The organism is Streptomyces venezuelae, from assembly GCF_008642295.1.
Taxonomy (GTDB): Bacteria; Actinomycetota; Actinomycetes; order Streptomycetales; family Streptomycetaceae; genus Streptomyces; species Streptomyces venezuelae_C.
The window spans coordinates 4,527,172-4,550,673 of the sequence record NZ_CP029190.1 but is presented as its reverse complement, the minus strand read 5'-3'; the positions used below and the strand labels follow the sequence as shown (position 1 = coordinate 4,550,673).

The following is a 23,502-nucleotide window of genomic DNA, read 5'->3' as shown; positions in this document are numbered from 1 at the left end:
CCGCCACGGCCCTTTATCAGACGTTCACCGGAATTAAAAATTCCGAATACGGAGTTCCGCTTACCCTGCTCGGACCAGTGACGATGGACCGCGAGCCCATCCCGCCACCCATCGGAAACGTCACCATCCCCGAACACCCGCCGCTAAATTCAGCGCGATTAATCGACAGCGCGAAATCACCGTGATCCGCGCGACCCAACGGGGAGTGTTCGAATTTTGAGACGATCCCGGACGCATGCGATGCGTGCGCCTCCGAGGCGTGTCTGGCGGTGGCCCATACCGCTGCTGGCCAGCACATTGCCGGCCAGTGGCATGACGGTGCTGGAGGCGTCCGCAGCCTCCGGCCGGCGGCCGGTTCGGCCGAAATCGAGCTGCTGAACGCCCCGGCCGCGCCGGCAACCGCACTGAAGTCGGCCACCGGCGGTGCCTTCGGTCTCCCGGCTGAGTCACCGGCCTCACGGCCACGCGCACGACGAAGCCCCCGACCGGTTCGGCGGTTTTGAAGTCCATCGCATCCCCTGAGCTGGGGTGTTGCAACGACCACTAGAACCGAAGTTCTCCGGGCGGGGGCTCCGTCATGTCAAGCGGGTGTTACCAGGTACCCGGCGGGGCGTTCCAGCTCCGCAGGGTGCTCTCGAAGCCTCCGTCGGTGCGTCCCTTGAAGGTGAACACGCTGGTGGAGCCGATCGCGTAGTTGTACATGATGGACAGGTCCCCGCGGCCGTCGCCGTCGGCGTCGCCCGACACCAGCAGGCCCGTGCTGCCCGCGTACCAGTTGCCGTCGGGGGTTTCCCAGCTGCGGAGCTCCGCGCCGACCTTGCCGTCGGCCTGGCCGAGCAGCGTGTCCAGCGAGTCGCTGCCGTCAGCATGGTCGTACATCAGTGCCGCGTCGGCACGGCCGTCGCCGTTGTAGTCGCCGACCGTGAACTTGGTGCGGGCGTACTCCCACTGCTCCTTGGTCTTGGTCCACGACTTGACCGGGGCGGCGAACCCGCCGTTCGGCTGGCCGATGAAGGTGAACATCGCGACGCCGCCGGCGGTGTAGCCGTACAGCGCGAGGATGTCGTCGCGGCCGTCGCCGTTGACGTCACCGGACCGGAACGAGGCGTGGAAGATCCACCAGTTGCCGGTGGGCACCCGCCAGCTGGCGACGCCCGAGTTGAAGGTGCCGTTGGCGTTGCCCGTCCAGGTGTGCAGGCCGGCCGCGCCGTCGCCGTAGTCGTAGACCATGGCGATGTCGGACCGCCCGTCGCCGTTGTAGTCACCGGCGACGTAGATGCCCTTGGTCCAGTCGAAGTTGCCCTTGGCCGCCGTCAGACCCTTGACCGGGGTGAAGGTGCCGTCGGCGTTGGACAGGAAGTTCCACAGGGCGTTGCTGCCGTCTGCGTAGCTGTACACCGCCGCGATGTCGGTGCGGCCGTCGCCGTTGAAGTCACCGGAGAGCCACTTGGCGCGGTCGTAGTCGAAGCTGCCCTTGTTGCTGGTCCAGCGGACCGTCGGCTCCTCGAAACCGCCGTCGCCGCGGGCGTCGAGCACCCACAGGGCGGAGGTGTTGTCCTCGTAGTTGTAGACGGTCGCCATGTCGCTGCGGCCGTCACCGTTGAAGTCGCCGGACAGGTCCGTCCGCAGGTGCGCGGTGCGGTCCTCGGGGCGGTGCTCCAGCGCCACACCGGTCGTGCGGTTGTAGCGGATGTAGCCCCCGGCGAAGTCCGTGCGGGGACCGGCCGCGACGTCGTACTCGTCGGACTTCGGGTACCCGAGGAAGCTCTTCTCCGCGCCGAGCGCGATCCACTTGCTGCGGATGGAGCCGTAGACCGGGTGCGCGCCCGTGGCGGAGGTCCAGTAGATGGAGGCGCTGTCCGCGGTCTGGCCGCGCTTGCGGAAGTGGTTGTAGCGGCCCTTGCCGTCGGTGTGGTTGGTCTCGTCGGTCGTCGGGTAGCCGAGGCGGCTCGGGCCGCCCATCTGGACGTAGCGGTTGTAGATGCCGCCGTGGACCGACCAGGCGTCGAAGTCCGGCGTCCAGTAGATCGCGCCGGCGCCGCCGGAGCCGCTGAAGGTGCTGAACCGGCCGACCTCGTCGAAGGTCTTGCCCTCGTCGGAGGTCGGGTAGCCGAGGATGCCCTTCTCCGCGCCGAGGGCGAACCACTTCGCGCGGATGCCGCCCTCGACCATCCAGGCACCGGTGCTCGGGTGCCAGTAGATGGAGACGTTGTTGCTGGTGGAGCCGTTGGAACGGAGGTGGACGAACTTGCCGCCGTCGGGGTTCTCCGTGACGTTGCCCGCGGGCTTGCCAAGGCCGGTGACGCCGCCCTTGGCCTTGAACTTCGCCAGGATCGGCCCGCAGAGCTGGTGCGACCCGGAGATTGCCGAGGCCACGTTCTCGCAGGTGGTCCACGGGGTACCGCCGACCGCGATCTGGCGGGGCGCACCGAAGGCGGACCCGCCGACCGGCTGACGGCCCTGGAACTCCCAGAGCACGCCGTTGTTGTCGCGGGACCACAGGTCGGCGAAGCCGTCCTTCTCGAAGTCGCCGATGCTGGTCAGGTGGGGCCGGGCCGCACCGGTGAAGCCGGTGCCGATGGACTCGGCGCGCGGGGCCGCCTCACCGTAGACGGCCAGGTCGATGCCGGCCTTGGAGGCGCTGTCGGTGGACAGGCGGCTGGTGTACTGGTGGATCTTGCCGCTGACCTTGTCGCGGGCCCAGAGCTCCGGCAGACCGTCCTTGTTGAGGTCGCCGGGCGCGATGAGATCCATGTTCTGCCAGTCGGCGTTGCCGAGCGGGATCGGGTCGTAGGAACGCCGGTCCAGTACGCCGTCGGGCTGGCCGAAGTAGAGCCAGAGCTCCGCGCCGGTCTTGACCAGCAGATCGGGCTGGTCCGCTTCGTCGATCTTGCCGTCGCCGGAGGCCTCATCGGGCAGCGGGTCGTCGTTGATGCTGCCGATGGCCAGCACCTGGTCGGCGTTGGCCCAGTGGTCGTTGTCGTCGTAGCGGGTCGACAGCTCGATCCTGCTGGTCTCGGGGTCCTCGAGCTCGCCGTTGCCCGCGCCGCGGTAGACGTAGAGGTTCTGGCGGGTCGAGTCGGCCGAGGGCTCCAGGGAGATCAGGTCCTCGTAGAAGTCGCCCTCGTTCCAGCTGCCCCACTGCGTCAGGGACCGGGCGCCGGCGAAGTTGCCGTGGTCGGTCTTGCGCGGCACGCCGAAGGCGCCGCCGGTCGTACCGGGGACCACCCACAGCTGGCCGTCACCCGGGTCGACGCTCCAGATGTCCGTCTGGCCGTCGCCGTTGACGTCGCCGTGCTTGTCCCGCTCCAGCGGGCGCTTGGCGTAGTACTGGAAGAACGTCTTGTTCGAGGGGTTGCCCGCCGCGTCCAGGCTCCACACGTAGAGGCTGTGGGGGCCGGCCGCCAGCGGGGTGTACTTGACCTCGGCCGGTCCGCCCTTGGTGGCCGGGACGGCCGTACGGACGGTCGGGTTGTCGGAGGTGTACCACTGGTACTTGGCGACGTCCGCCGCCCCGCCGTTCTCGAACTTGAACGTGCCCTCGGTGCGGGCGTAGCCGTTGTCCGTCTGGTTGTCCTCGGGGAACTGCGCCGAGGAGACCTTGGGCTTGAAGGTCGGGCCCTTCAGGTCCACCGTGAACGAGCACTGGCCGGCCCAGGCGCTGGCGTCGGTGCCGTCGGAGACCCGGACGTCCCACTTGTAGGACCCGTCGGTGGGCGCCGGGATCGTCGCCATGGCGACATTGCCCGAGGTCTTCTTGTCGGAGACCTTCTTCAGCGTGCCGCTGTAGTCGTCGGCCTTCCAGTAGTGGAACTCGGCGGTGAGGCCGTTGTCCTCGGCGTCCTTCACCCGGGCGCGCAGGACGACCTGGTCCGTGCGGCCGATGGTGCCGCCGGCGCAGGGCACGTACGGGTCCGTCGTGCGCTCGGAGACGGTCGGGAGGGTGTTGTACTTGGTGGAGATGCGGACGCTGTCCGGGTTCATCTTCCGCCAGGAGACGTCGACGGTGTCCTTCGCGGCCTTCAGGCCCAGGGTCCACGTCGGCCACTTGCCCTTCGCGGCGGCGGCGACCGCGGAGGTCACGTTGAGCTCGATGGTGTCGCCGTCACCGGGGCAGTTGCGGCCACCGTAGGACTGGCCGGAGGCGTCCACCATCCGGCTCCAGTCCGGCTGGTTGTTCCAGGTGGTCTTCTTGCTGATGGTGCCGGTGTCCCAGACCTGGATGTCACCCGACTTGCAGCTCCAGGAGCCGGCCGACTTCTGCTGGATCCGCAGGGTGGCATCGTGGATCTTCTTGCCCCACAGGTTGCCCATGGGGACCTGGAAGAAGGTCTTGGCGCAGACCACGGCGCCGCCCTTGGCGGCGTCCTTGGCGCAGCCGACGCGGGCGTCGTTGCTGAGGGTGCCGCCGTTCCAGTAGTTGGTGTCGGCGGTGCCCCCGATGCCGTTGTGCTTGTAGGCCACCGTCCAGGCGGACTTCCAGTCGTCCCGCCACTTCGGGTCGATGACGACGGGGTACGTGGTGTCCGGGGCCGTCAGCAGCTGCCGGTCCGTGGTGAGGGTGAGCTTGTCGCCCTTGAGGTCGATGCCGAGGTCGGCCTGCTTGCTGCCGATGTCGATGCCCTCGGTGACGGGCGTGCCGTCGGCCTGCGCGGCGGGTGCGGCCGGTGCGGGCGTCTGGGCGGCGGCCGGGGAGTTGGCGGCGGCCTTGGCGGCCGGGGCCTTGGCTGCGGGGGCCTTGGCTGCGGGCGACTTGGGGTCCGCGGCGGGCTGTGCAGCCGCCGTCTTCTCCCCTCCCGCGTCCCACATCTGGGGCTTGGCGGAGCTGAACAGGGTCTGCCCGGAGGGGTCGACGGCCTGGAGCTCGCCGTTGGCCTCCTTGCGGACGCTGACGCCGTTGCCCTTGAGGCCGAACGTGAGGGAGGCAAGCTCCGGATTGGCGGCTGCCTCCCGGTTCTTCACGATCAGCTGGTGCGAGAAACCGGTGGCGTCCGCGGCGACCCGCAGGTCGACGCCCTTGAGCACCTCCGCGTAGGTGGCGCTGTTGCCCTCCACCGTCGGCTTGGGCAGCGGCTTCGGCCAGCTCAGCGAGACGTCCCGGCCGTCCTTGCGCATGGTCACCAGCGGGGCGGCACCGCCGCCGGAGAAGGAGAGTCCGGTCCGGGTGGCCTTGGTGGCGATCCGGCCGTCCTTCTGCTTGGCCAGGCCGGTGTCCACGGGGACGAGCTTGCCGCCGCGGTGGACGCGGATCGGCACCAGCGCCTGCTCGGTGGAGAAGGAGCCGTCCGGGTTGGCCCAGACCTCCTCGCTCTCGGTGCGCTGGGAGACGATCTCGACGCGCTTGCCGGTGCGCTTGGCCTCGGCACTGGCCTTGACGGCCTGCTCGGACTCGGTGGCGGCAGGCTTGCCGGGCTTGGGCTTGGCGGCGGCCGGGGCGAGCCCCGGTCCGGCCGCCGCGGCGATGGGCACCGCGCCGAGCATGGTGGCGACCAGGGCGGTCGCCACGGTGAGTACGGGTGCCCTGCGGGAGGGCGACCCGGTGACGCGGGTCCGCGTCGGCAAAGGTCTCACTGAGTGGGTCCTCGTTTCGGTTCCGACCGCACCCCCCGGCGCGGCCGAAAAGAGTCGGCTGAGCCTCCAACCGGAAAGCGGAATCCAGCCATCCCGATATCGGCTCGACGTGTTCGATTGATTTGTAGCAGCCGCGGGGGCATTTATTCGACCCGGATCCCACCTCACGAGACCATCCGCGCATATACACGAAGACCAACAGGAATGCCAAATTCCGATTTAAGCGCCCCGCCTCCACCCCTCCAACCAGCGTCTATACGGACTTCACCCTTCCGGATATTTCTCGACTGCCAAGCCCGCCACTGTTAGGTTCTGCCCGTTTGATAAATGCGCGGAATCACAGTGATCCGCGTGCCATAATCGGGAGTGTTCGAATCTTGAAAAGAACCCAGGCGCATGCAATGCGTGCGCCGTTGAGTCGTGCGTGGCGGTGGCCGATACCGCTCATCGCCGCCAGCTTGCTGGCCACGGGTCTGACCGTGGTGGAGGCCTCGGCGGACTCCAAGCCCAAGCTGCCCGGCCATCAGAAGCTGACGAAGGTCAGCGGTACCGACGTCAAGGGCAAGCCGGCGCCCGGGCCCGCGGAATCACAGAAGAAGGCGTGGAAGTCCGCGCCGGGCGTGGCCTGGCCCGCACCCGGTACGGCTGAGATCAGCCTGCCCGAGGCACCGGCCCCGGCCGCCGCGGCACTGAAATCGGCCACCGGTTCGGCCATGGAGTCCGCTGCCGGTTCCGCACCGGCCGCAGACGGCGCGGGCAAGCCCGGCAAGGCGGTGAAGGCGGGCACGCTCCCCGTCTCCGTCTCCGCCCTCCCCACCAAGAACCCGCTCTCGGCAGACCGCCGTTCCGCCGCAGCCGCGGGGGCTCCGGCGGCCGACGCCACGGGCGGGGTCAAGGTCAAGGTCGACCTGCACGACCGGGCCACGGCCAAGCGCGCCGGGGCCGGCAACGGCCTGCTGCTGTCGGTCCAGCGGACCGACGCGGGCAAGGCTTCGGCCCCGGTGTCGGTGGAGCTGGACTACAACGCGTTCAAGAACGCCTACGGCGGTGGCTGGGGTTCCCGCCTCCGCTTCAAGGCCGTTCCGGCGTGTGCCTTCACCACCCCCGAGCGCCCGGAGTGCCGCGAGACCAAGGACGTGGTGACGAAGAACGACCCCGTCACCGGCAAGCTCATCGCGACCTTCGACGCCCCGGCCAACCCGGGTCCGGCTGCGAAGTCCGCGGGCAGCGCGTTCATGTCCGCCCCGGCCGCCGCTGCGGCCGGCGGCGCGATGATGCTGTCCGCCACGGCCGGCGCGGACGGCGCCAACGGCACCTACAAGGCCACCAGCCTCAGCGCTTCGGGTTCCTGGCAGGCCGGCGGCTCGGCGGGTGACTTCTCCTGGTCCTACCCGCTGGACATCCCCGCCTCGCTCGGCGGCCCGAGCCCGTCCCTGTCCCTGGGCTACTCCAGCGCGACGATCGACGGCCGCACCAACGCCTCCCAGCAGCAGACCTCCTGGGTGGGCGACGGCTGGGACCTCGCCTCGAACTACATCGAACGCGGCTACGTCCCCTGCAGCCAGGACAAGCGCAAGGACTCCGGGTACAACAACCCGAAGGACGACACCGGCGACCTCTGCCACGGCGCGCCCATGGTCACCATGTCCCTGAACGGCGGCTCGACCCCGCTCGTCCTGGACGACAAGACCAAGAAGTGGCGTCCGGCCAAGGACGACGGCTCCCGCCTGGAACTCCTCCCCGGCGCCGACAACGGCGACAAGGAAGGCGAGCACTGGCGGTTCACCAACCCCCAGGGCATCCAGTTCTACTTCGGCCTCAACAAGCTGAAGAACTGGGCGGCGGGCAAGCCGGTGACCAACTCCACCTGGACGGTCCCGGTCTACGCCAACCACCCGGGCGAGCCGTGCTACAACGCCACGTTCGCCGATGCGGTCTGTGACCAGGCGTACCGCTGGAACCTGGACTACGTCGTGGACCCCCGCGGGAACGCGATGACGTACTGGTACCAGAAGGAGCAGAACCACTACGGCTCCAACTACAAGATCGCCGGCGGCTCCACCGCCCGCGAGTACACCCGCTCCGGCTGGCTGGACCGGATCTCCTGGGGCCTGCGCGAGGACAACCTCTTCGCCGCCGCCCCCGCCGAGGCCCGCTTCACCGTCGCCGAACGCTGCCTCAAAACGCAGACCTTCGACTGCGACCCGGCCAAGCTCAAGCCGGAGGTCGACTGGAACATCGCCAAGCAGTGGCCGGACACCCCCGGCGACCAGCTGTGTGCCAAGGGCGAGGAGTGCAAGGGCCGGTTCACCCCGACCTTCTTCAGCCGCAAGCGCCTCACGGACGTCAACACGTTCGTGTGGAACGGCACCACCCACAAGCCGGTCGACACCTGGAAGCTCGTCCAGGACTTCCCGCAGACCGGTGACGGCTCGGACTACCCGCTGTGGCTGTCGGAGATCCGCCACGTGGGCAAGAACGGCACGACGGTGGCGGGCACGGCGAACGCGGAGATCGAGCTCCCTGCGGTGAAGTTCCGCGGCAAGCAGCTCGACAACCGAGTCGACAGCAACGGCGACGGCAAGGTCCCCTTCAAGCGCTACCGCATCGAGGCGATCGACACCGAGACCGGCTCCACCATCGCGGTCAACTACGCACCCACCGAGTGCAAGGCCACCGACCCCAAGGTCATGCCGGCCTCACCGGAGAACAACACGCTCCGCTGCTACCCGGTCGTCTCCGAACTCCCGGACCCGACCGACCCCAAGCGCGAGCGCAAGATCTACTCCACCGACTGGTTCCACAAGCACATCGTGGACTCCGTCCGTGAAGAGGACCGCAACGGCAACTCGCCCACCCGCACCACCTCCTACCAGTTCCTCGGAAAGCCCGCCTGGGCCTTCGACGACGAGACGGAGATGATGCGGCCGAAGACGCGTACCTGGTCGCAGTGGCGCGGCTACGAGCGAGTCCGCACGTACATCGGTGCGGCCCCCGATAAGCGGTCCATGACCGAGACCCTGTTCTTCCGCGGCCTGGACGGGGACCGCGCCGGCCCCGACGGCGGCAGGAAGTCGGTCAAGGTCAAGGACTCCGAGGGCATCGAGATCGCCGACCACCGCCTCTACGCCGGCCAGACCCGCGAGGTCCTGGCCTACAACGGCGAAGGCGGCGCCCTCGAAGCAGCCACCACCTACACCCCCTGGCTGCACGGCCCCACCGCCACCCGCCTCCGCAAGGGCGAAGTCCCCGAAGAGGACATCGAACCGCAGCAGGCGTACGTCCAGCAGACCACGGGCGTCAAGTCCCGCATCCTGCTGTCCGAGAACCGCGGCTGGCGCCGCACCGCAATGAACACCGAGTACGACACCCGGGGCCTCGTCACCTCGGTGTCCAACCTCGGCGATGTCGCGGACCCGTCCGACGACAGTTGCGCCCGTTATCAATACGATGCGGACGAGACCCGTTGGATCATCGCCCGCCAGAACCGCGTGGAAGTCGCCGCCAAGGCATGTGATGTGGCCGTCCAGCGCCCGGCCGACATCACCTCGGACATCAAGATGTCCTACGACGCAGCGGGAAATGTGAAGTCCACCGAGTCGCTGACCGGGTATTCCGGCAGCACTCCGCAGTACCAGGTGGACGGCAGCGCGACCTACGACGCGTACGGCCGTCCGAAGACCACGACCGATGTGTTCGGCAAGGTCACGAAGCTGGACTACGCCCCGGCCTCGGGTCAGCTCGTCACCAAGGTCGTGACCACCAACCACGCCGGTCACACGGAGACCACGGAGACCGACCAGGGACGTGGCTCGGTCCTGGCCAAGCAGGACACCAACGGCCGCCGCCAGGTCATGGAGTACGACGCCCTCGGACGACTGGGGAAGGTGTGGTCCCCGTCGCGGAACCCCACCAGTAAGTCGCCGGACGGCATCTTCTCGTACGACGTCCGTACCGACGGTCCGGTGGTCATCAGCAACAAGGCGCTGCTGGACGACGGTACGTACCGCACCAGCTACGACATCTACGACAGCAGCCTGCGCATCCGCCAGACCCAGATGGAGGCCCTGGCCGGCGGACGTGTCATCTCCGACACCTTCTACAACAGCCTCGGCCAGGTCTGGAAGTCCAACGGCGCCTACTACACCGCGGGCGAAGCCTCCGGCGTCCAGTTCGCACCCAAGGACAACGAGGTCCCGTCCTCCACGGTGACCCAGTACGACGGCTCCGGCCGCTCCATCGCCCAGATCTCCCGCAAGTTCGGCGAGGAGACCTCCCGTACCACCACCGCCTACGGCGGCGACAACATCACCGTCGACCCCCCGAAGGGCGAGACCCCGACCCAGGCATTCCTCGACGGTGACGGCCGCAAGACCGAGCTGCGGTTCTTCCGCTCGGACTCGCCGACGGGCGCGTACGACAAGACGACCTACGCCTACAACCAGCGCGGCATGCTGGAGTCGGTCGTCAATCAGGCTGGCGACAAGTGGGGCTTCGAGTACGACATCCGTGGCCGCCAGACCAAGCAGACGGACCCCGACAAGGGCACGACGACGGTGACGTACGGCCCGGGTGACCGGCCGGCGACCATGACCGACGGCCGAGGCAAGACCGTCGCCATGGAGTACGACACGCTCGGTCGGGTCATCGCGACCCGCGAAGGCTCGGTGACGGGCCCGAAGCTGACCTCGGCCACGTTCGACACCCTGCCCGGCGCCATCGGTATGCCGGTGTCCTCGACGCGATACGTGGGCAACAAGGCTTACACACAGGAACTGACGGGGTACGACACCGAGTACCGTCCGACTGGAACCAAGATCACCATCCCGTCGGAGGAGGGCGGCCTCGCCGGCACCTACGAGTTCACTTCGGGCTACCGGGAGAACACCGGTCTGACCGAGTGGACAGAGCAGCCGGCCGTCGCCGGCCTGCCCATCGAGCTCACCACGATGAAGTACAACCACTTCGAGCTGCCCACCGTCATGGGCATCGAGGGCAAGACCTTCGTCGACAAGGTCGACTACTCGCCGATGGGCGACGTCCTGCGGACTCACTCCGGCCCCGCCGGCTCGCAGGTGTACACGTCGAACTTCTACGACGAGCAGACCCGCCGCCTGACCCGGACCGTCAAGGACACCGAGAAGGCGCCGGGCCGCATCAGCGACACGCTGTTCGACTACGACGACGCCGGGAACATCCTCAAGATCACCGACAAGGAAGGTCCCAGCGCCACCCCGGACGTCCAGTGCTTCGCCTACGACTACATGCGCCGCATGAACGAGGCATGGACCGCCACGGACGACTGCGCCGCCAAGCCGAACGCCGCAGGCCCGGGCTCCAAGCCGCAGGTCGGCGGACCCACCCCGTACTGGAGCTCCTACAGCTTCGACGCGGCCGGCAACCGCACCAAGGAGGTCCAGCACTCCCCCACCGGTGACCTCACCAAGGACGTCACCCGCACCTACACCTACGGCACCCCCGGCCAGGCCGGCGCCAACGGGCTGAAGAAGGTCGACACCACCGGACCCGGCGGATCCCGCACCGAGTCCTACACCTACGACGAGGTCGGCAACACCAAGACCCGCACCATCCAGGGCGAGACCCAGACCCTGGACTGGAACATCTCAGGCCAGTTGGAGAAGGTCACCAAGGGCACCGAGTCGACGTCATTCGTCTACGACGCCGGCGGCAGCCGTCTGATCAAGCGGGACAAGACCGGCGCCACGCTCTACCTGCCGGGCACCGAGGTCAAGCTGACCGCGGCGGGCAAGCTGGAGGGCACCCGCTACTACGCCCACCCGGCCGGTCCGACCATGGTCAAGACGGCCAAGGACGGCGTGATCACCACGTCGTACCTGATGACCGACCACAACGGCACGGCGACCACCTCCGTGGACGCCAAGACCTCGGTCGTCACCCGCCGCAAGTTCACGCCCTACGGCGAGGCCCGCGGCATCGCTCCGGCGGTCTGGCCGGGCAAGAAGGGCTTCGTCGGCGGCGAGATCGACGAGTCCATCGGCACCGTCCACCTCGGCGCACGCGAGTACGACCCGGCAACCGCCCGGTTCCTCTCGGTCGACCCCATCGTCGACTTCAACGAACCCAAACAGCAGAACCCGTACGCCTACGCGAACAACTCGCCGGTGACGTTCAGCGACCCGAGCGGGCTGTCCATCGCACCGCCCGTGATGCCGGTCAAGGACTTCACCGAGGCCGAAGCCGCCTGGGCCCGCGCGATCCAGGGCAAGAGCGCCCTGGACGTGGCACTCGACATCGCCATGGGCATCCTGAAGGACGCCTCCGGCTACAACGACATCCGCGACTGCCTCAACGGATCGTGGGGAGCCTGCGCCGGCCTCGCCCTTGACGCTGCCCTGCCCTTCGCAGGGCGCGCCAAGCGCATCCTCAAGGCACTCGACCGTGCCTGGGAAGCCTTCAACAGCTGGTCCCACAAACTCGCCCAGGCACGCAACATCCTCGCCAAGGTCGAGCGCTACGAACGGGACATGGCGAAGTACGCCGAGGACCTGGAGGAATGGAAACGCGCGGTAGAGGAGGCCGCCGAGCGCGCGAGAAAGCTGGAGGAGGAAGCAGCAGCGGCCCGCAGAGCCGCACAGGAGGCGGCAGCCGCAGCCGCCAAACGCGCCGACGAGACCAAGGCATTCGCGGCCCGGCAGGGCAAGTCGTCTTCGACGAAGGCCAGGCACTCGGCCCGCGACGGCAAGTCGTCCCGTTCCTCGGAAACGAGGAGGAACGACAGCCCGAGCAAGGACAACGACCGCCGTGGTTCGGAGGGCTCTGGAGGCTCCGGCGGGTCCGGCGGCTCCAAGGCCCAGGGCGGGGGCGACGACAAGCCCGTCGAGATGGTCCGCATGCGCCACTACACGAACAGCAAGGGCAAGAACGGAATCGTGTCGTCGCAGCAGATCATCGCCAGTGACCAGAACAAGGTGTTCCTCGTTCCGGCCAAGGGCAAGCCGATGAGTCCCACGGATGCGGAGAAGACGCTCGGTATCGGTCGGGGACGCGGGCGCCATGTCGTCGAGTTCGACATCCCGGCCCATCTCGTAACCAAGGAATACAATTCAACGATGAACATCTACGAATGGACGGTGAAGGGCACCGCGAAGATATCCAACATCAGGGTCGTCCGATGACAGAGACTGCCTCGCAGAACCAGCCGGACAGCGTAGAGATGTCCTTGTCGGACGCGATCGTGGCCGCTCGCGACCTCAACGAGTACGTCGTGTCGCTGGACAGGATCCTCTCGCGCATCGGCACGGGCGGACAGGACCCCGAGATCCTCGTCCGGTACATCGTGGACCGCGATGTGCGGACAAGGCTTGCCGAGATGAGGAACGTCATCTGCACGGCCCTGGAGTCCCGGCTCGGAGAAGAGAGGGTCGACGAAATCTGTGAAGAGGCATACTTCTACACCGACTGATTTCGGCGGTCCGCCCGCATGAGTGACGGTGCCCGCCTCGCGTACGCGAGGCGGGCACCGCTGTCTCTTCTTGCAGTTCGCTACCGCCGCCGCATGTCCGCCACCCGCGCCCGGTCCCGTTCACGGTCCGTCGGGTCCGTCAGGACCGGGGCGCTGCGGAGCTGGGCGCTCGGGCCGCCCCGCCGCTGGACCGGGAGGGGGGATTCGCGGCGGGGGCGGCGGCCCGGGAGGCCGTCGACGCCGGTGGTTGGGCCGGAGCCCGCGACCGTGACCTGGACGCCCTGGTCCGCGAGGGCCTGGAGCTCCGCGCCCGCCCGGTCGTCGTGCGGGGGCGGCTCGTCCGTGACCAGGCGGGTGATGACGTCCGTCGGCACCGTCTGGAACATGGTGTCGGTGCCGAGCTTGGTGTGGTCCGCGAGGACCACCACCTCCGCCGCCGCCTGCACCAGCGCCCGGTCCACGCTCGCGCTGAGCATGTTGGACGTGGACAGGCCGCGTTCGGCCGTCAGGCCGCTGCCCGACAGGAAGGCGCGGGAGACCCGGAGCCCCTGGAGGGACTGTTCCGCCCCGCTGCCCACCAGCGCGTAGTTGGAGCCGCGCAGGGTGCCGCCGGTCATGACAACCTCGACGCGGTTGGCGTGGGCCAACGCCTGGGCGACCAGGAGGGAGTTGGTCACCACCGTCAGGCCGGGTACCCGGGCGAGCCGGCGGGCCAGCTCCTGGGTTGTCGTGCCCGCGCCGACGACCACGGCCTCGCCTTCTTCGACCAGACCGGCCGCGACATCGGCGATGGCGGTCTTCTCCGCCGTCGCGAGGTGGGACTTTTGCGGGAAGCCGGATTCACGGGTGAACCCGCCCGGCAGCACCGCACCGCCGTGCCGGCGGTCGAGGAGTCCTTCTGCCTCCAGCGCCCGCACGTCCCGCCGTACGGTCACTTCGGAGGTCTGGACGACGCGGGCGAGCTCACGGAGCGACACGGCTCCGTTGGCGCGCACCATTTCGAGGATCAACTGGCGACGTTCTGCAGCGAACACGAAACAGACGGTAACGCGGACGACCGTCTGCTTTCAGCTCTTTGCGCCGGAATACCGAAGTTGTTCGCAAGGTGGGGTGACTAGTGGTATACGCGGCCCGAGTTGTTCGTGAACATCCGGGGCCGTCCCGGCACCCCACCCCCAACCCCCTTGCGGGCGGCGGGCGTTCGCGGGCGGTTACGCCTCCCCGGACGCCTTGCGGGTGTGCAGCTGGCGGGCCACCTCGGCGATCGACCCGGACAGCGAGGGGTACACGGTGAACGCGTTTGCGATCTGCTCGACCGTCAGGTTGTTGTCGACCGCGATCGAGATCGGGTGGATCAGTTCGCTGGCGCGCGGGGAGACGACCACGCCGCCGACCACGATGCCGGTGCCCGGGCGGCAGAACAGCTTCACGAAACCGTCCCGGATGCCCTGCATCTTGGCGCGCGGGTTGCGCAGCAGCGGCAGCTTCACCACCCGGGCGTCGATCTTGCCGGCGTCCACATCGGCCTGGGTGTAGCCGACGGTGGCGATCTCCGGGTCGGTGAAGACGTTCGAGGAGACCGTCTTGAGGTTGAGCGGGGCCACCGCGTCGCCGAGGAAGTGGTACATCGCGATCCGGCCCTGCATGGCCGCGACCGAGGCCAGGGCGAAGATCCCGGTGACGTCGCCGGCCGCGTACACGCCGGGCGAGGAGGTGCGGGACACCTTGTCGGTCCAGATGTGGCCGGACTCCTTGAGCCGGACCCCGGACTCCTCCAGGTTCATGTCCCTGGTGTTCGGGATGGCGCCGACCGCCATCAGGCAGTGGGTGCCGGAGAGGACCCGGCCGTCGGAGAGGGTGACCTCGACCCGGTCGCCCACGCGCTTGGCGGACTCGGCGCGGGACCGGCCGATGACGTTCATGCCGCGGCGCCGGAAGACGTCCTCCAGGACGGCGGCGGCGTCGGGGTCCTCACCGGGCAGCACCCGGTCGCGGGAGGAGACGAGGGTGACCCGCGAGCCCAGCGCCTGGTACGCACCGGCGAACTCGGCACCGGTGACGCCCGAGCCGACCACGATGAGCTCCTCGGGGAGCTCGTCCAGGTCGTAGACCTGGGTCCAGTTCAGGATCCGCTCCCCGTCGGGCTGGGCGTCCGGGATCTCGCGCGGGGTGCCGCCGGTGGCGATCAGCACCGCGTCGGCGGTCAGAATCGTTTCCGTGCCGTCGGCGGCGGTGACGATGACGTCCCGGGTGCCGTCGATGCCCTGCGGACCGCCGAGCCGGCCGCGGCCCCGCATGACCTTGGCGCCGGCCCGGGTGACGGAGGCGGTGATGTCGTGCGACTGCGCGAGCGCCAGCCGCTTCACCCGGCGGTTGACCTTGCCCAGGTCGACGCCGACCACGCGGGCGGCCTGCTCCAGGTGCGGGGTGTCGTCCGCGACGATGATCCCCAGCTCTTCGTAGGACGAATCGAAGTTCGTCATGACCTCGGCGGTCGCGATGAGGGTCTTGGAGGGAACGCAGTCGGTGAGCACCGACGCCCCGCCCAGACCGTCGCAGTCCACGACGGTCACCTCCGCGCCGAGCTGAGCGCCCACGAGCGCCGCCTCATACCCGCCGGGTCCGCCGCCGATGATCACGATCCGGGTCACGAAAAGTCCGCCTCACGTCTGCCCGGCCGGCAGCCGCCCCGGCCGGTGTGTCCGGGGGCTCGCCCCGGGGGATGCATTCCGTGCCCCATTGTCCCGCACGCTTCAAGGTGCTTCCGCCCGGGGCGGCCATCCGGGAGTACGGGCGACGGGCGTCCAGCGCCACCCCTCCCGTACCCTCGACCTCATGTCGCTCTACGCCGCGTACGCCGGCAACCTCGACCCGCGGCTGATGACGCGCCGCGCTCCGCATTCCCCGCTGCGCGGCACGGGCTGGATCAACGGCTGGCGGCTGACCTTCGGCGGCGAGCAGATGGGCTGGGAGGGCGCCCTCGCCACCATCGTGGAGGCCCCGCGCCAGCAGGTCTTCGTCGCGCTCTACGACATCGCGCCCGCGGACGAGGAGTCCATGGACCGCTGGGAGGGTGTCGGGCTCGACATCTACCGCCGGATGCGGGTGCGGGTGCACACCCTGGACGGCGAGGAGGCGGCCTGGGTGTACGTCCTGAACGGCTACGAGGGCGGCCTGCCCTCGGCCCGCTACCTGGGCGAGATCGCCGACGCCGCGGAGTCCGCGGGTGCCCCGCACGACTATGTGATGGAACTCCGCAAGCGTCCCTGCTGAGCTTCCGCCCCCGCAGGCCCCGGAAACGGGGCTGCGTCGCAGGTGACCGGCGCAAATCGTCGGAAACGACAAGGCAACGATCCGAACACCGTGAGCTGTGCCATCTACGCGCGTAGGCCGGGAGCGGCTACGCTCGTCTGCGTGAACGCATCTGTTACCGATCCCCACGCCGCCGCCGACGCCGCGGCCTCGCGTCTGCGTGAGCTCACCGGCGCCGAAACCCACGATGTCGCCCTCGTCATGGGCTCCGGCTGGGCCCCGGCCGCCGAAGCCCTCGGCGCGCCCGAGGCCGAGTTCCTGATCACCGAGCTGCCCGGCTTCCCCGCAGCCGCCGTCGCCGGCCACGGCGGCAAGGTCCGCTCGTACAAGATCGGCGACAAGCGCGCGCTGGTCTTCCTCGGCCGGACCCACTACTACGAGGGCCGCGGCGTCGCCGCGGTCGCCCACGGTGTCCGCACCGCCGTGGCCGCCGGCTGCAAGACGGTCGTGCTCACCAACGGCTGCGGCGGCCTCCGCGAGGGCATGCGCCCCGGCCAGCCGGTCCTGATCAGCGACCACATCAACCTCACCGCGACCTCGCCGATCGTCGGCGCGAACTTCGTGGACCTCACCGACCTCTACTCGCCCCGCCTGCGCGCGATGTGCAAGGAGATCGACGAGACCCTCGAAGAGGGCGTCTACGTCCAGTTCCCCGGCCCGCACTACGAGACCCCGGCCGAGATCAACATGATCCGCGTCATGGGCGCCGACCTGGTCGGCATGTCCACCGTGCTGGAGGCCATCGCCGCCCGTGAGGCCGGCGCCGAGGTGCTCGGCATCTCGCTGGTCACCAACCTGGCGGCGGGCCTGTCCGGCGAGCCGCTCAACCACGAAGAGGTCCTCCAGGCCGGCCGCGACTCGGCCGCCCGGATGGGCGAGCTGCTCACCCAGGTCCTCGCCCGGATCTGAGCAGGCTGGTAGGACGCTGGTAGCACGAGGCGTAGGCGACGCGAGAGGTTAGGCGGAAGTAGTGCAGGACGATCTGATCGCACGGGCCCAGGCATGGCTGGCCGAGGACCCCGACCCCGAGACCGCCGCGGAGCTCCGCGGGCTCATCGGGGCACAGGACCTCGCCGAGCTCGAGGACCGCTTCTCCGGCACCCTGCAGTTCGGCACCGCCGGACTGCGCGGCGAGATCGGGGCCGGTCCGATGCGGATGAACCGCTCGGTGGTCATCCGGGCCGCGGCGGGCCTCGCGGCCTACCTCAAGGCGAAGGGCCACGAGGGCGGCCTGGTCGTCGTCGGCTACGACGCCCGCTACAAGTCGGCGGACTTCGCCCGCGACACCGCGGCGGTGATGACCGGTGCGGGTCTGCGTGCCGCCGTACTGCCCCGCCCGCTGCCGACGCCCGTCCTCGCGTACGCCATAAGGCACCTGGGTGCCGTCGCCGGCGTCGAGGTGACCGCGAGCCACAACCCGCCCCGGGACAACGGCTACAAGGTCTACCTCGGCGACGGCTCCCAGATCGTCTCCCCGGCGGATGCGGAGATCGCCGCCGAGATTGCGGCGGTCGGCGCGCTGGACGGCGTACCGCGTCCGGCGGAGGGCTGGGAACAGCTCGGGGACGAGGTCCTGGAGGCCTACCTGGCGCGTACGGACGCCGTCCTGAGCCCGGCGTCCCCCCGGACCGTGCGGACCGTCTACACGGCCATGCACGGCGTCGGGAAGGATGTCGTCACGGCGGCCTTCGCCCGGGCCGGGTTCCCGGCCCCCGTCCTGGTCGCCGCCCAGGCCGAGCCGGACCCCGCGTTCCCCACCGTGGCCTTCCCCAACCCGGAGGAGCCGGGTGCGATGGACCTCGCCTTCGAGGCGGCCCGCGCGGCGGGGCCGGACATCGTGATCGCCAACGACCCGGACGCCGACCGCTGCGCGGTGGCGGTTCCCGACGATGCCGTCGAGGGCGGCTGGCGGATGCTGCGCGGCGACGAGGTCGGCGCGCTGCTGGCCGCGCACCTGGTGCACAAGGGGGCTCGGGGCGTGTTCGCCGAGTCCATCGTCTCCTCCTCGCTGCTGGGCCGGATCGCCGAAGCCGCCGGGGTCGGCTACGAGGAGACCCTCACCGGCTTCAAGTGGATCTCCCGGGTGGAGGGCCTGCGCTACGGCTACGAGGAGGCGCTCGGCTACTGCGTCGACCCCGAGGGCGTCCGCGACAAGGACGGCATCACCGCCGCTCTGCTGGTGGCCGAGCTGGCCTCGGAGCTCAAGGAGCAGGGCCGCACCCTGACCGATCTGCTGGACGACCTGGCGATGGAGCACGGCCTGCACGCCACCGACCAGCTGTCGGTCCGGGTCCAGGACCTGTCGGTGATCGCCAACGCCATGCGGCAGCTCCGGGAGCAACCGCCGGCCGCCCTGGCGGGCCTGCGGGTGACCTCTGCCGAGGACCTCACCCAGGGGACCGAGGCGCTGCCGCCCACCGACGGCCTGCGCTACTACCTGGACGGCGACTACAAGGCCCGGGTGATCGTCCGCCCGTCCGGCACCGAACCCAAGCTCAAGTGCTACCTGGAGGTCGTGGTCCCGGTGGCGGACGCCTCCGACCTGGCCTCGGCCCGCAGCCGCGGTGCCGACGTGCTGGCCGCCGTCAAGAAGGACCTGGCCGCCGCCGCGGGCATCTGACCCGCCCGGCTCCCCCGAAGGCCCCCGGACCTCCCAGGTCCGGGGGCCTTCGCAGGCCCGGCGCGCCCTGTGCCCGGCGCGCCGTGTCCCGCCATCCGTGCTGTGCTCGTAGTGGGAACCACAGGGAACGATGGCAACCAAGGAGGAACCATGGCGAAGAACCTGCGGGCCCGGGACATCATGACCGCCGGAGTGCAGTGCGTGGGCGAGCACCAGTCCCTGCTCGAAGCCTCGCGGATGATGCGTGATCTGAACGTCGGCTGTCTGCCGATCTGCGGTGACGACCAGCGGCTCCAGGGCCTGATCACCGACCGCGACATCGTGATCCAGTGCTGCGCGGAGGGCAAGGACCCGGCGACGATGAAGGCCGGCGAGCTCGGCGGGAACCTGCACTGGATCGACGCGGACAGCAGCGCCAACGAAGCCGTGGACAGCATGGAGATGCACCAGATCAAGCGGATGCCGGTGATCGACGTGCAGAACGGCCACCGCCTGATCGGCATGATCACAGAGGCCAATCTGGCGAAGAACCTCTCCGACGAGCAGATCGCCGAATTCGCCGTCCGGCTGTACGCGGCCAACTGAGCCCGCTCCCCGAAGGCGCCCGGTGGCGGACCTGAGCGGCCCCGCCACCGGGCTCGGGCCGTCAGGACGCCGAGGGAGACCCGGACGCCGAGGGAGATCCGCCCGGCGAGGGCGTCCCGGCCGGCGAGGGCGTCGTACGGGCTATCTCGCCCAGGGTGGGCACCGATTCCGGGCGGGTCCGCATCGCATCCGTGCACTCCCACTTGCGCGGCGGATCCGCGTCCGGGCCGCCGAGGATCACCGGGCCGGGGCCGGCCGAAACGGCCTCGCTGCCCGCCAGCGTGCACACCACCTGGGCCAGCGCCACCGGCGGCAGGTCCTCCGGCCGGCGGCTGAGCCGCAGGGTGCCCTGCGGGTCCCCGGACCGGGACCGGACCGCGGACAGCCCGGCCGGCACCCCGGTGGTGAACCCCGCCTCCCGCTCCTCGCCCGAGGGATGCCGCTCCAGCGCCTCCAGCAGCGCCTGCGCCACCAGCGCCTCCGGCTCCCGCACCGGCCGCTTCTCCGGGGCCGGCACCACCCGTTCCACTCCCACCAGCTGCGATCCGCAGACCAGCTCCACCGTGGCCCGGAAGCCCTGGACGGAGGTCGCGCCGTTCTGCGCCGGGATGTCACAGGACACCCGCGAGGGGGCCGCGCCCACGTCCACCGGGACGGTGGTGGCCCGGATCCCGCACCCGGAGAGCAGCAGCACGGCCCCGGCCACCCCGACCCGAACCCCCGTCCGAACCGGCACCCGCAGCCGTACCCGCACCGGCACCCGTACCCGCTTACGCATCCGCATCCGTATCCGTGTCCTCGCCACCGGGGCTCACCCTTCCCACGTCGACCGGCAGCCGCAGCGTGAACAGCGCTCCGCCCCCGGGGGAGTTGGCCGCCGTGATGTCACCGCCGTGGATGTGCGCGTTCTCCATCGCGATGGAGAGTCCGAGCCCGCTGCCGTCCGACCGCGGCCGGCTGGCGCTGGCCTTGTAGAACCGGTCGAAGACGTGCGGGAGCACGTCCTCCGGGATGCCCGGGCCGTTGTCCGCGACCTCGATCACCAGCCACTGCGCGTCCACCCGCACCGAGACCCGGACCGGCGAGCCGCCGTGCTTGAGCGCATTGCCGATCAGGTTCGCCAGGATCACGTCCAGCCGCCGCGGGTCCAGCCGGGCCACGATGCCCCGCTCCGCGTCCAGTTCCACCGCGTCCAGCCAGGCCCGCGCGTCGATACAGGCCGTCACCTGGTCGGCCACGTCCACGTCGTCGAGCACCAGCCGGGCCGTGCCCGCGTCGAAGCGGGTGACCTCCATCAGGTTCTCGACCAGGTCGTTGAGCCGCCGGGTCTCGCTGACCACCAGGTTCACCGCCGGCGCGATCATCGGGTCGAGGCCGTCGACCTCCTCCTCCAGCACCTCGGTCACCGCGGTCAACGCGGTCAGCGGGGTCCGCAGTTCATGCGACATGTCCGCCACGAACCGCCGGCTGGACTCCTCCCGGGCGCTCATGTCGGCGACCTTCCGCTCCAGCGCCTCCGCCGTCTTGTTGAACGTATGGGAGAGATCGGCCAGTTCGTCGGTGCCGGACACGTCCAGCCGGGTGTCCAGCTCGCCCTCGCCCAGCCGGCGGGCCGCATCGCCCAGCCGCTGCACCGGCTTGAGCACGGTCCGCGCCGCCGCCTGCGCGAGCAGCGCCGAGCCGAGCAGGGCCAGGGCCGTCGCAATGCACAGCGACCAGGCCAGCGCGTTCAGGTCGTCCCGCTCGGTGGCCAGGGACTTGTACATGTAGCCGGTCGGCCCGCCGCCCACGATCCGGGTGCCGCCCACCAGGTAGGGGTTGCCGTCGGGCTTCGTCCGCTGCCAGTACATGTGGTATTCGGCGTCGTTGGCCGCGGTCACCTTCTGCCGGTCGTTCACCGCGTACTGGAGGGACTTCGGTACGTCCTCCAGCGTGAACGCGTCCGGCCCGGCCGAACCGGACACCTTGTGCCCGCTCTTGCGCTCGTCCACCAGCAGCACGCTGTAGCCGGGGGCGCTGCCCGCCATCAGCTCGGCGGTGCGCTGGAGTTCCTGCGGGGTCGGGTCGCCGGGCAGCGCCGCGGCCCGGTTCTGCATCTCCTGCCGGAAGTCCCCGAGGGCGGCGTCCTGGGTACGGGTGAGCACCGCCTCCCGGTTGAGCCAGTACGCGATCCCGGACGCCGACACCGCCGCCGTCAGCGCGACCAGCGCGAACACGATCAGGAGCCGCAGCCGCAGGCTGGTCCAGCGCCGGCCCGCGAGCAGCGCACGGCTCACTGCGGGGAGTCCAGGCGGTAGCCGACCCCGCGCACGGTCCGGATCAGCGTCGGCGAGGACGGCACGTCCTCGACCTTGGCGCGCAGCCGCTGCACGCACGCGTCCACCAGCCGGGAGTCGCCGAGGTAGTCGTGCTCCCACACCAGCCGGAGCAGCTGCTGCCGGGACAGCGCCTGGCCGGGCCGGCGGCTGAGTTCCAGCAGCAGGCGCAGCTCGGTGGGGGTGAGCTGGAGGTCGTCGCCGTTCTTGGTGACCGTCATCGCGGCCCGGTCGATGACCAGGGACCCGAAGGTCGCCGAATCGCTGGCCTCGCGCTCGCCGCGGCGCAGCACGGCCCGGATGCGGGCGTCCAGCACCCGGCCCTGGACGGGCTTGACCACGTAGTCGTCCGCACCGGACTCCAGTCCGACCACCACGTCGATGTCGTCGCTGCGGGCGGTCAGCAGGATGATCGGCAGCTGGTCGGTGCGCCGGATCCGCCGGCAGACCTCGAAGCCGTCGATCCCGGGCAGCATCACGTCCAGCACGATCAGGTCCGGCCGCTGCTCGCGCAGCAGTTTCAGGCCGTCCTCGCCCGTCGCCGCGGTGGCCACACGGTGGCCCTGGCGTGACAGGGAGAGTTCGAGGGCCGTGCGGATGGCGTCGTCGTCCTCGATCAGCAACAGGAAAGGCACCCGCTCATTCTGTCCCATGCCCCCTTCGGACTTCGACCGTCGGACGCCGACGATCGGCGGGCGGTCCGGAGACAGGCGGCTGTGACAGCCCTGTGACAGTCGGCGGACACCTCGGTTAAGTCGGCCGGGCAGTCTTTTCGATGTCGGACCGATCAGGAGGCGCGAGATGAACACGCTGCACAGCACCACGCCCAGCGCGGTTGTCACGCGGCTGCACGATGTGAACCGCCGGACGGCTGCCCGTACGGTCTCCCGGCCCCGGCCGGCTCATCTCACAGCCATTGACGCGAACCAGTACCAGGCGGTTCCCGCGCAGCGCACACAGTCTGCGCCGGCTGCGCCGACCGCGCCGTCGCCCTCCTCCGAGGCCGAGTTCACGGCGTACGTACAGGAGCGCCGGGCCGCACTGTTCGCGACCGCGTTCCATCTGACCGGCGACCGGCACGAGGCCGAGGACCTGCTGCAGAGCGCGCTGTTCTCGACGTACCGCGCCTGGGACCGGATCACCGACAAGGCGGCGGTCGGCGGTTACCTGCGCCGGACCATGACCAACCTGCACATCAGCGCCTGGCGCCGGCGCAAGCTGAACGAGTACCCGACCGAGGAGCTGCCGGAGACGGTCGGCGACTCGGACGCGATGCGCGGCACCGAGCTCCGCGCGGTCCTGTGGCAGGCCCTGGCCCGCCTCCCCGAGCCGCAGCGCACCATGCTGGTGCTGCGCTACTACGAGGGCCGTACGGACCCGGAGATCGCCGAGATCCTGGACATCAGCGTCGGCACGGTGAAGTCGAGCATCTGGCGGTCGCTGCGCCGGCTGCGCGAGGACGAGGCGCTGAGCTTCGGCCGGGACGAGGCGGAGTCCTTCGAGGAGCTCGTCGCCTGAGAGCCACCGGCCACGGGGGACCGTCCTGCGGGGGTGGGACGGCGGCCATGGGGGAACGCGCGGGATCAGTCGGCCGGGGGTCCGACTGATCCCGCGCTGTTCCGTTTTCCGGGCGGGTTCCGCCGCCCACCCGATCC

General features: G+C 69.9%; 13 protein-coding genes. 7 read left to right on the top strand and 6 right to left on the bottom strand.

Annotated features, from left to right (window positions below; all coding sequences use genetic code 11):
• Positions 1–591: 591 nt before the first annotated feature.
• On the bottom strand, positions 592–5,562 hold the full coding sequence (locus DEJ50_RS20395; RefSeq protein WP_150209396.1) for an FG-GAP-like repeat-containing protein: 4,971 nt from the start codon (positions 5,560–5,562) through the stop codon (positions 592–594).
• Between the two features lie 467 nt (positions 5,563–6,029).
• Between DEJ50_RS20395 and DEJ50_RS20390 the strand changes: the two genes are divergently transcribed.
• Both DEJ50_RS20390 and DEJ50_RS20385 read left to right on the top strand, forming a co-directional pair.
• Positions 6,030–12,728, top strand: a complete 6,699-nt coding sequence (locus tag DEJ50_RS20390; RefSeq protein ID WP_150209395.1) for an HYD1 signature containing ADP-ribosyltransferase family protein — start codon at positions 6,030–6,032, stop codon at positions 12,726–12,728.
• Positions 12,725–13,015: a hypothetical protein gene (locus DEJ50_RS20385; protein WP_150209394.1), complete on the top strand. Its 291-nt coding sequence runs from the start codon at positions 12,725–12,727 to the stop codon at positions 13,013–13,015. The genes DEJ50_RS20390 and DEJ50_RS20385 overlap by 4 nt, the downstream gene beginning before the upstream one ends.
• A gap of 80 nt (positions 13,016–13,095) precedes the next feature.
• Here DEJ50_RS20385 and DEJ50_RS20380 read toward each other — a convergent pair whose 3' ends face one another.
• Both DEJ50_RS20380 and DEJ50_RS20375 read right to left on the bottom strand, forming a co-directional pair.
• Complete coding sequence (locus DEJ50_RS20380; RefSeq protein ID WP_150209393.1) at positions 13,096–14,049, bottom strand: DeoR/GlpR family DNA-binding transcription regulator; 954 nt, start codon at positions 14,047–14,049, stop codon at positions 13,096–13,098.
• A gap of 177 nt (positions 14,050–14,226) precedes the next feature.
• Positions 14,227–15,666: an NAD(P)H-quinone dehydrogenase gene (locus tag DEJ50_RS20375; RefSeq protein ID WP_150209392.1), complete on the bottom strand. Its 1,440-nt coding sequence runs from the start codon at positions 15,664–15,666 to the stop codon at positions 14,227–14,229.
• 184 nt (positions 15,667–15,850) lie between these two features.
• Between DEJ50_RS20375 and DEJ50_RS20370 the strand changes: the two genes are divergently transcribed.
• The 4 genes from DEJ50_RS20370 to DEJ50_RS20355 all read left to right on the top strand — a co-directional run bounded on the left by DEJ50_RS20370 (position 15,851) and on the right by DEJ50_RS20355 (position 19,532).
• Positions 15,851–16,288 (top strand): gamma-glutamylcyclotransferase, encoded by a 438-nt coding sequence (locus DEJ50_RS20370; protein ID WP_150209391.1) that lies wholly within the window; start codon positions 15,851–15,853, stop codon positions 16,286–16,288.
• A gap of 141 nt (positions 16,289–16,429) precedes the next feature.
• Positions 16,430–17,236, top strand: coding sequence for a purine-nucleoside phosphorylase (locus tag DEJ50_RS20365; RefSeq protein ID WP_150209390.1), 807 nt, complete (start codon positions 16,430–16,432; stop codon positions 17,234–17,236).
• Between the two features lie 61 nt (positions 17,237–17,297).
• Entirely contained in the window at positions 17,298–18,947 is a 1,650-nt protein-coding gene (locus DEJ50_RS20360) for a phospho-sugar mutase (protein ID WP_150209389.1), read from the top strand.
• 150 nt (positions 18,948–19,097) lie between these two features.
• Positions 19,098–19,532, top strand: a complete 435-nt coding sequence (locus DEJ50_RS20355; protein WP_150209388.1) for a CBS domain-containing protein — start codon at positions 19,098–19,100, stop codon at positions 19,530–19,532.
• Positions 19,533–19,593: 61 nt separating this feature from the next.
• On the opposite strand, the gene DEJ50_RS20350 is transcribed toward DEJ50_RS20355, so the two are convergent.
• The 3 genes from DEJ50_RS20350 to afsQ1 are packed head-to-tail and all read right to left on the bottom strand — an operon-like array spanning position 19,594 to position 22,482.
• Positions 19,594–20,316, bottom strand: a complete 723-nt coding sequence (locus DEJ50_RS20350; protein WP_150209387.1) for a hypothetical protein — start codon at positions 20,314–20,316, stop codon at positions 19,594–19,596.
• On the bottom strand, positions 20,303–21,808 hold the full coding sequence (locus DEJ50_RS20345) for a sensor histidine kinase (protein WP_150209386.1): 1,506 nt from the start codon (positions 21,806–21,808) through the stop codon (positions 20,303–20,305). The genes DEJ50_RS20350 and DEJ50_RS20345 overlap by 14 nt, the downstream gene beginning before the upstream one ends.
• Entirely contained in the window at positions 21,805–22,482 is a 678-nt protein-coding gene (gene afsQ1 / locus DEJ50_RS20340) for a two-component system response regulator AfsQ1 (protein WP_190344991.1), read from the bottom strand. The genes DEJ50_RS20345 and afsQ1 overlap by 4 nt, the downstream gene beginning before the upstream one ends.
• 166 nt (positions 22,483–22,648) lie before the next feature.
• Here afsQ1 and DEJ50_RS20335 point away from each other — a divergent pair, with 166 nt between their 5' ends.
• Positions 22,649–23,365: a SigE family RNA polymerase sigma factor gene (locus tag DEJ50_RS20335; RefSeq protein ID WP_150209384.1), complete on the top strand. Its 717-nt coding sequence runs from the start codon at positions 22,649–22,651 to the stop codon at positions 23,363–23,365.
• Positions 23,366–23,502: the final 137 nt, after the last annotated feature.

Coding starts and splice junctions, on each gene's coding strand:
- DEJ50_RS20385 (WP_150209394.1), top strand. CDS start 12,725: ATGACAGAGACTGCCTCGCAGAACCAGCCGGACAGCGTAGAGATGTCC.
- DEJ50_RS20370 (WP_150209391.1), top strand. CDS start 15,851: ATGTCGCTCTACGCCGCGTACGCCGGCAACCTCGACCCGCGGCTGATG.
- DEJ50_RS20355 (WP_150209388.1), top strand. CDS start 19,098: ATGGCGAAGAACCTGCGGGCCCGGGACATCATGACCGCCGGAGTGCAG.
- DEJ50_RS20350 (WP_150209387.1), bottom strand. CDS start 20,316: ATGCGGATGCGTAAGCGGGTACGGGTGCCGGTGCGGGTACGGCTGCGG.
- DEJ50_RS20335 (WP_150209384.1), top strand. CDS start 22,649: ATGAACACGCTGCACAGCACCACGCCCAGCGCGGTTGTCACGCGGCTG.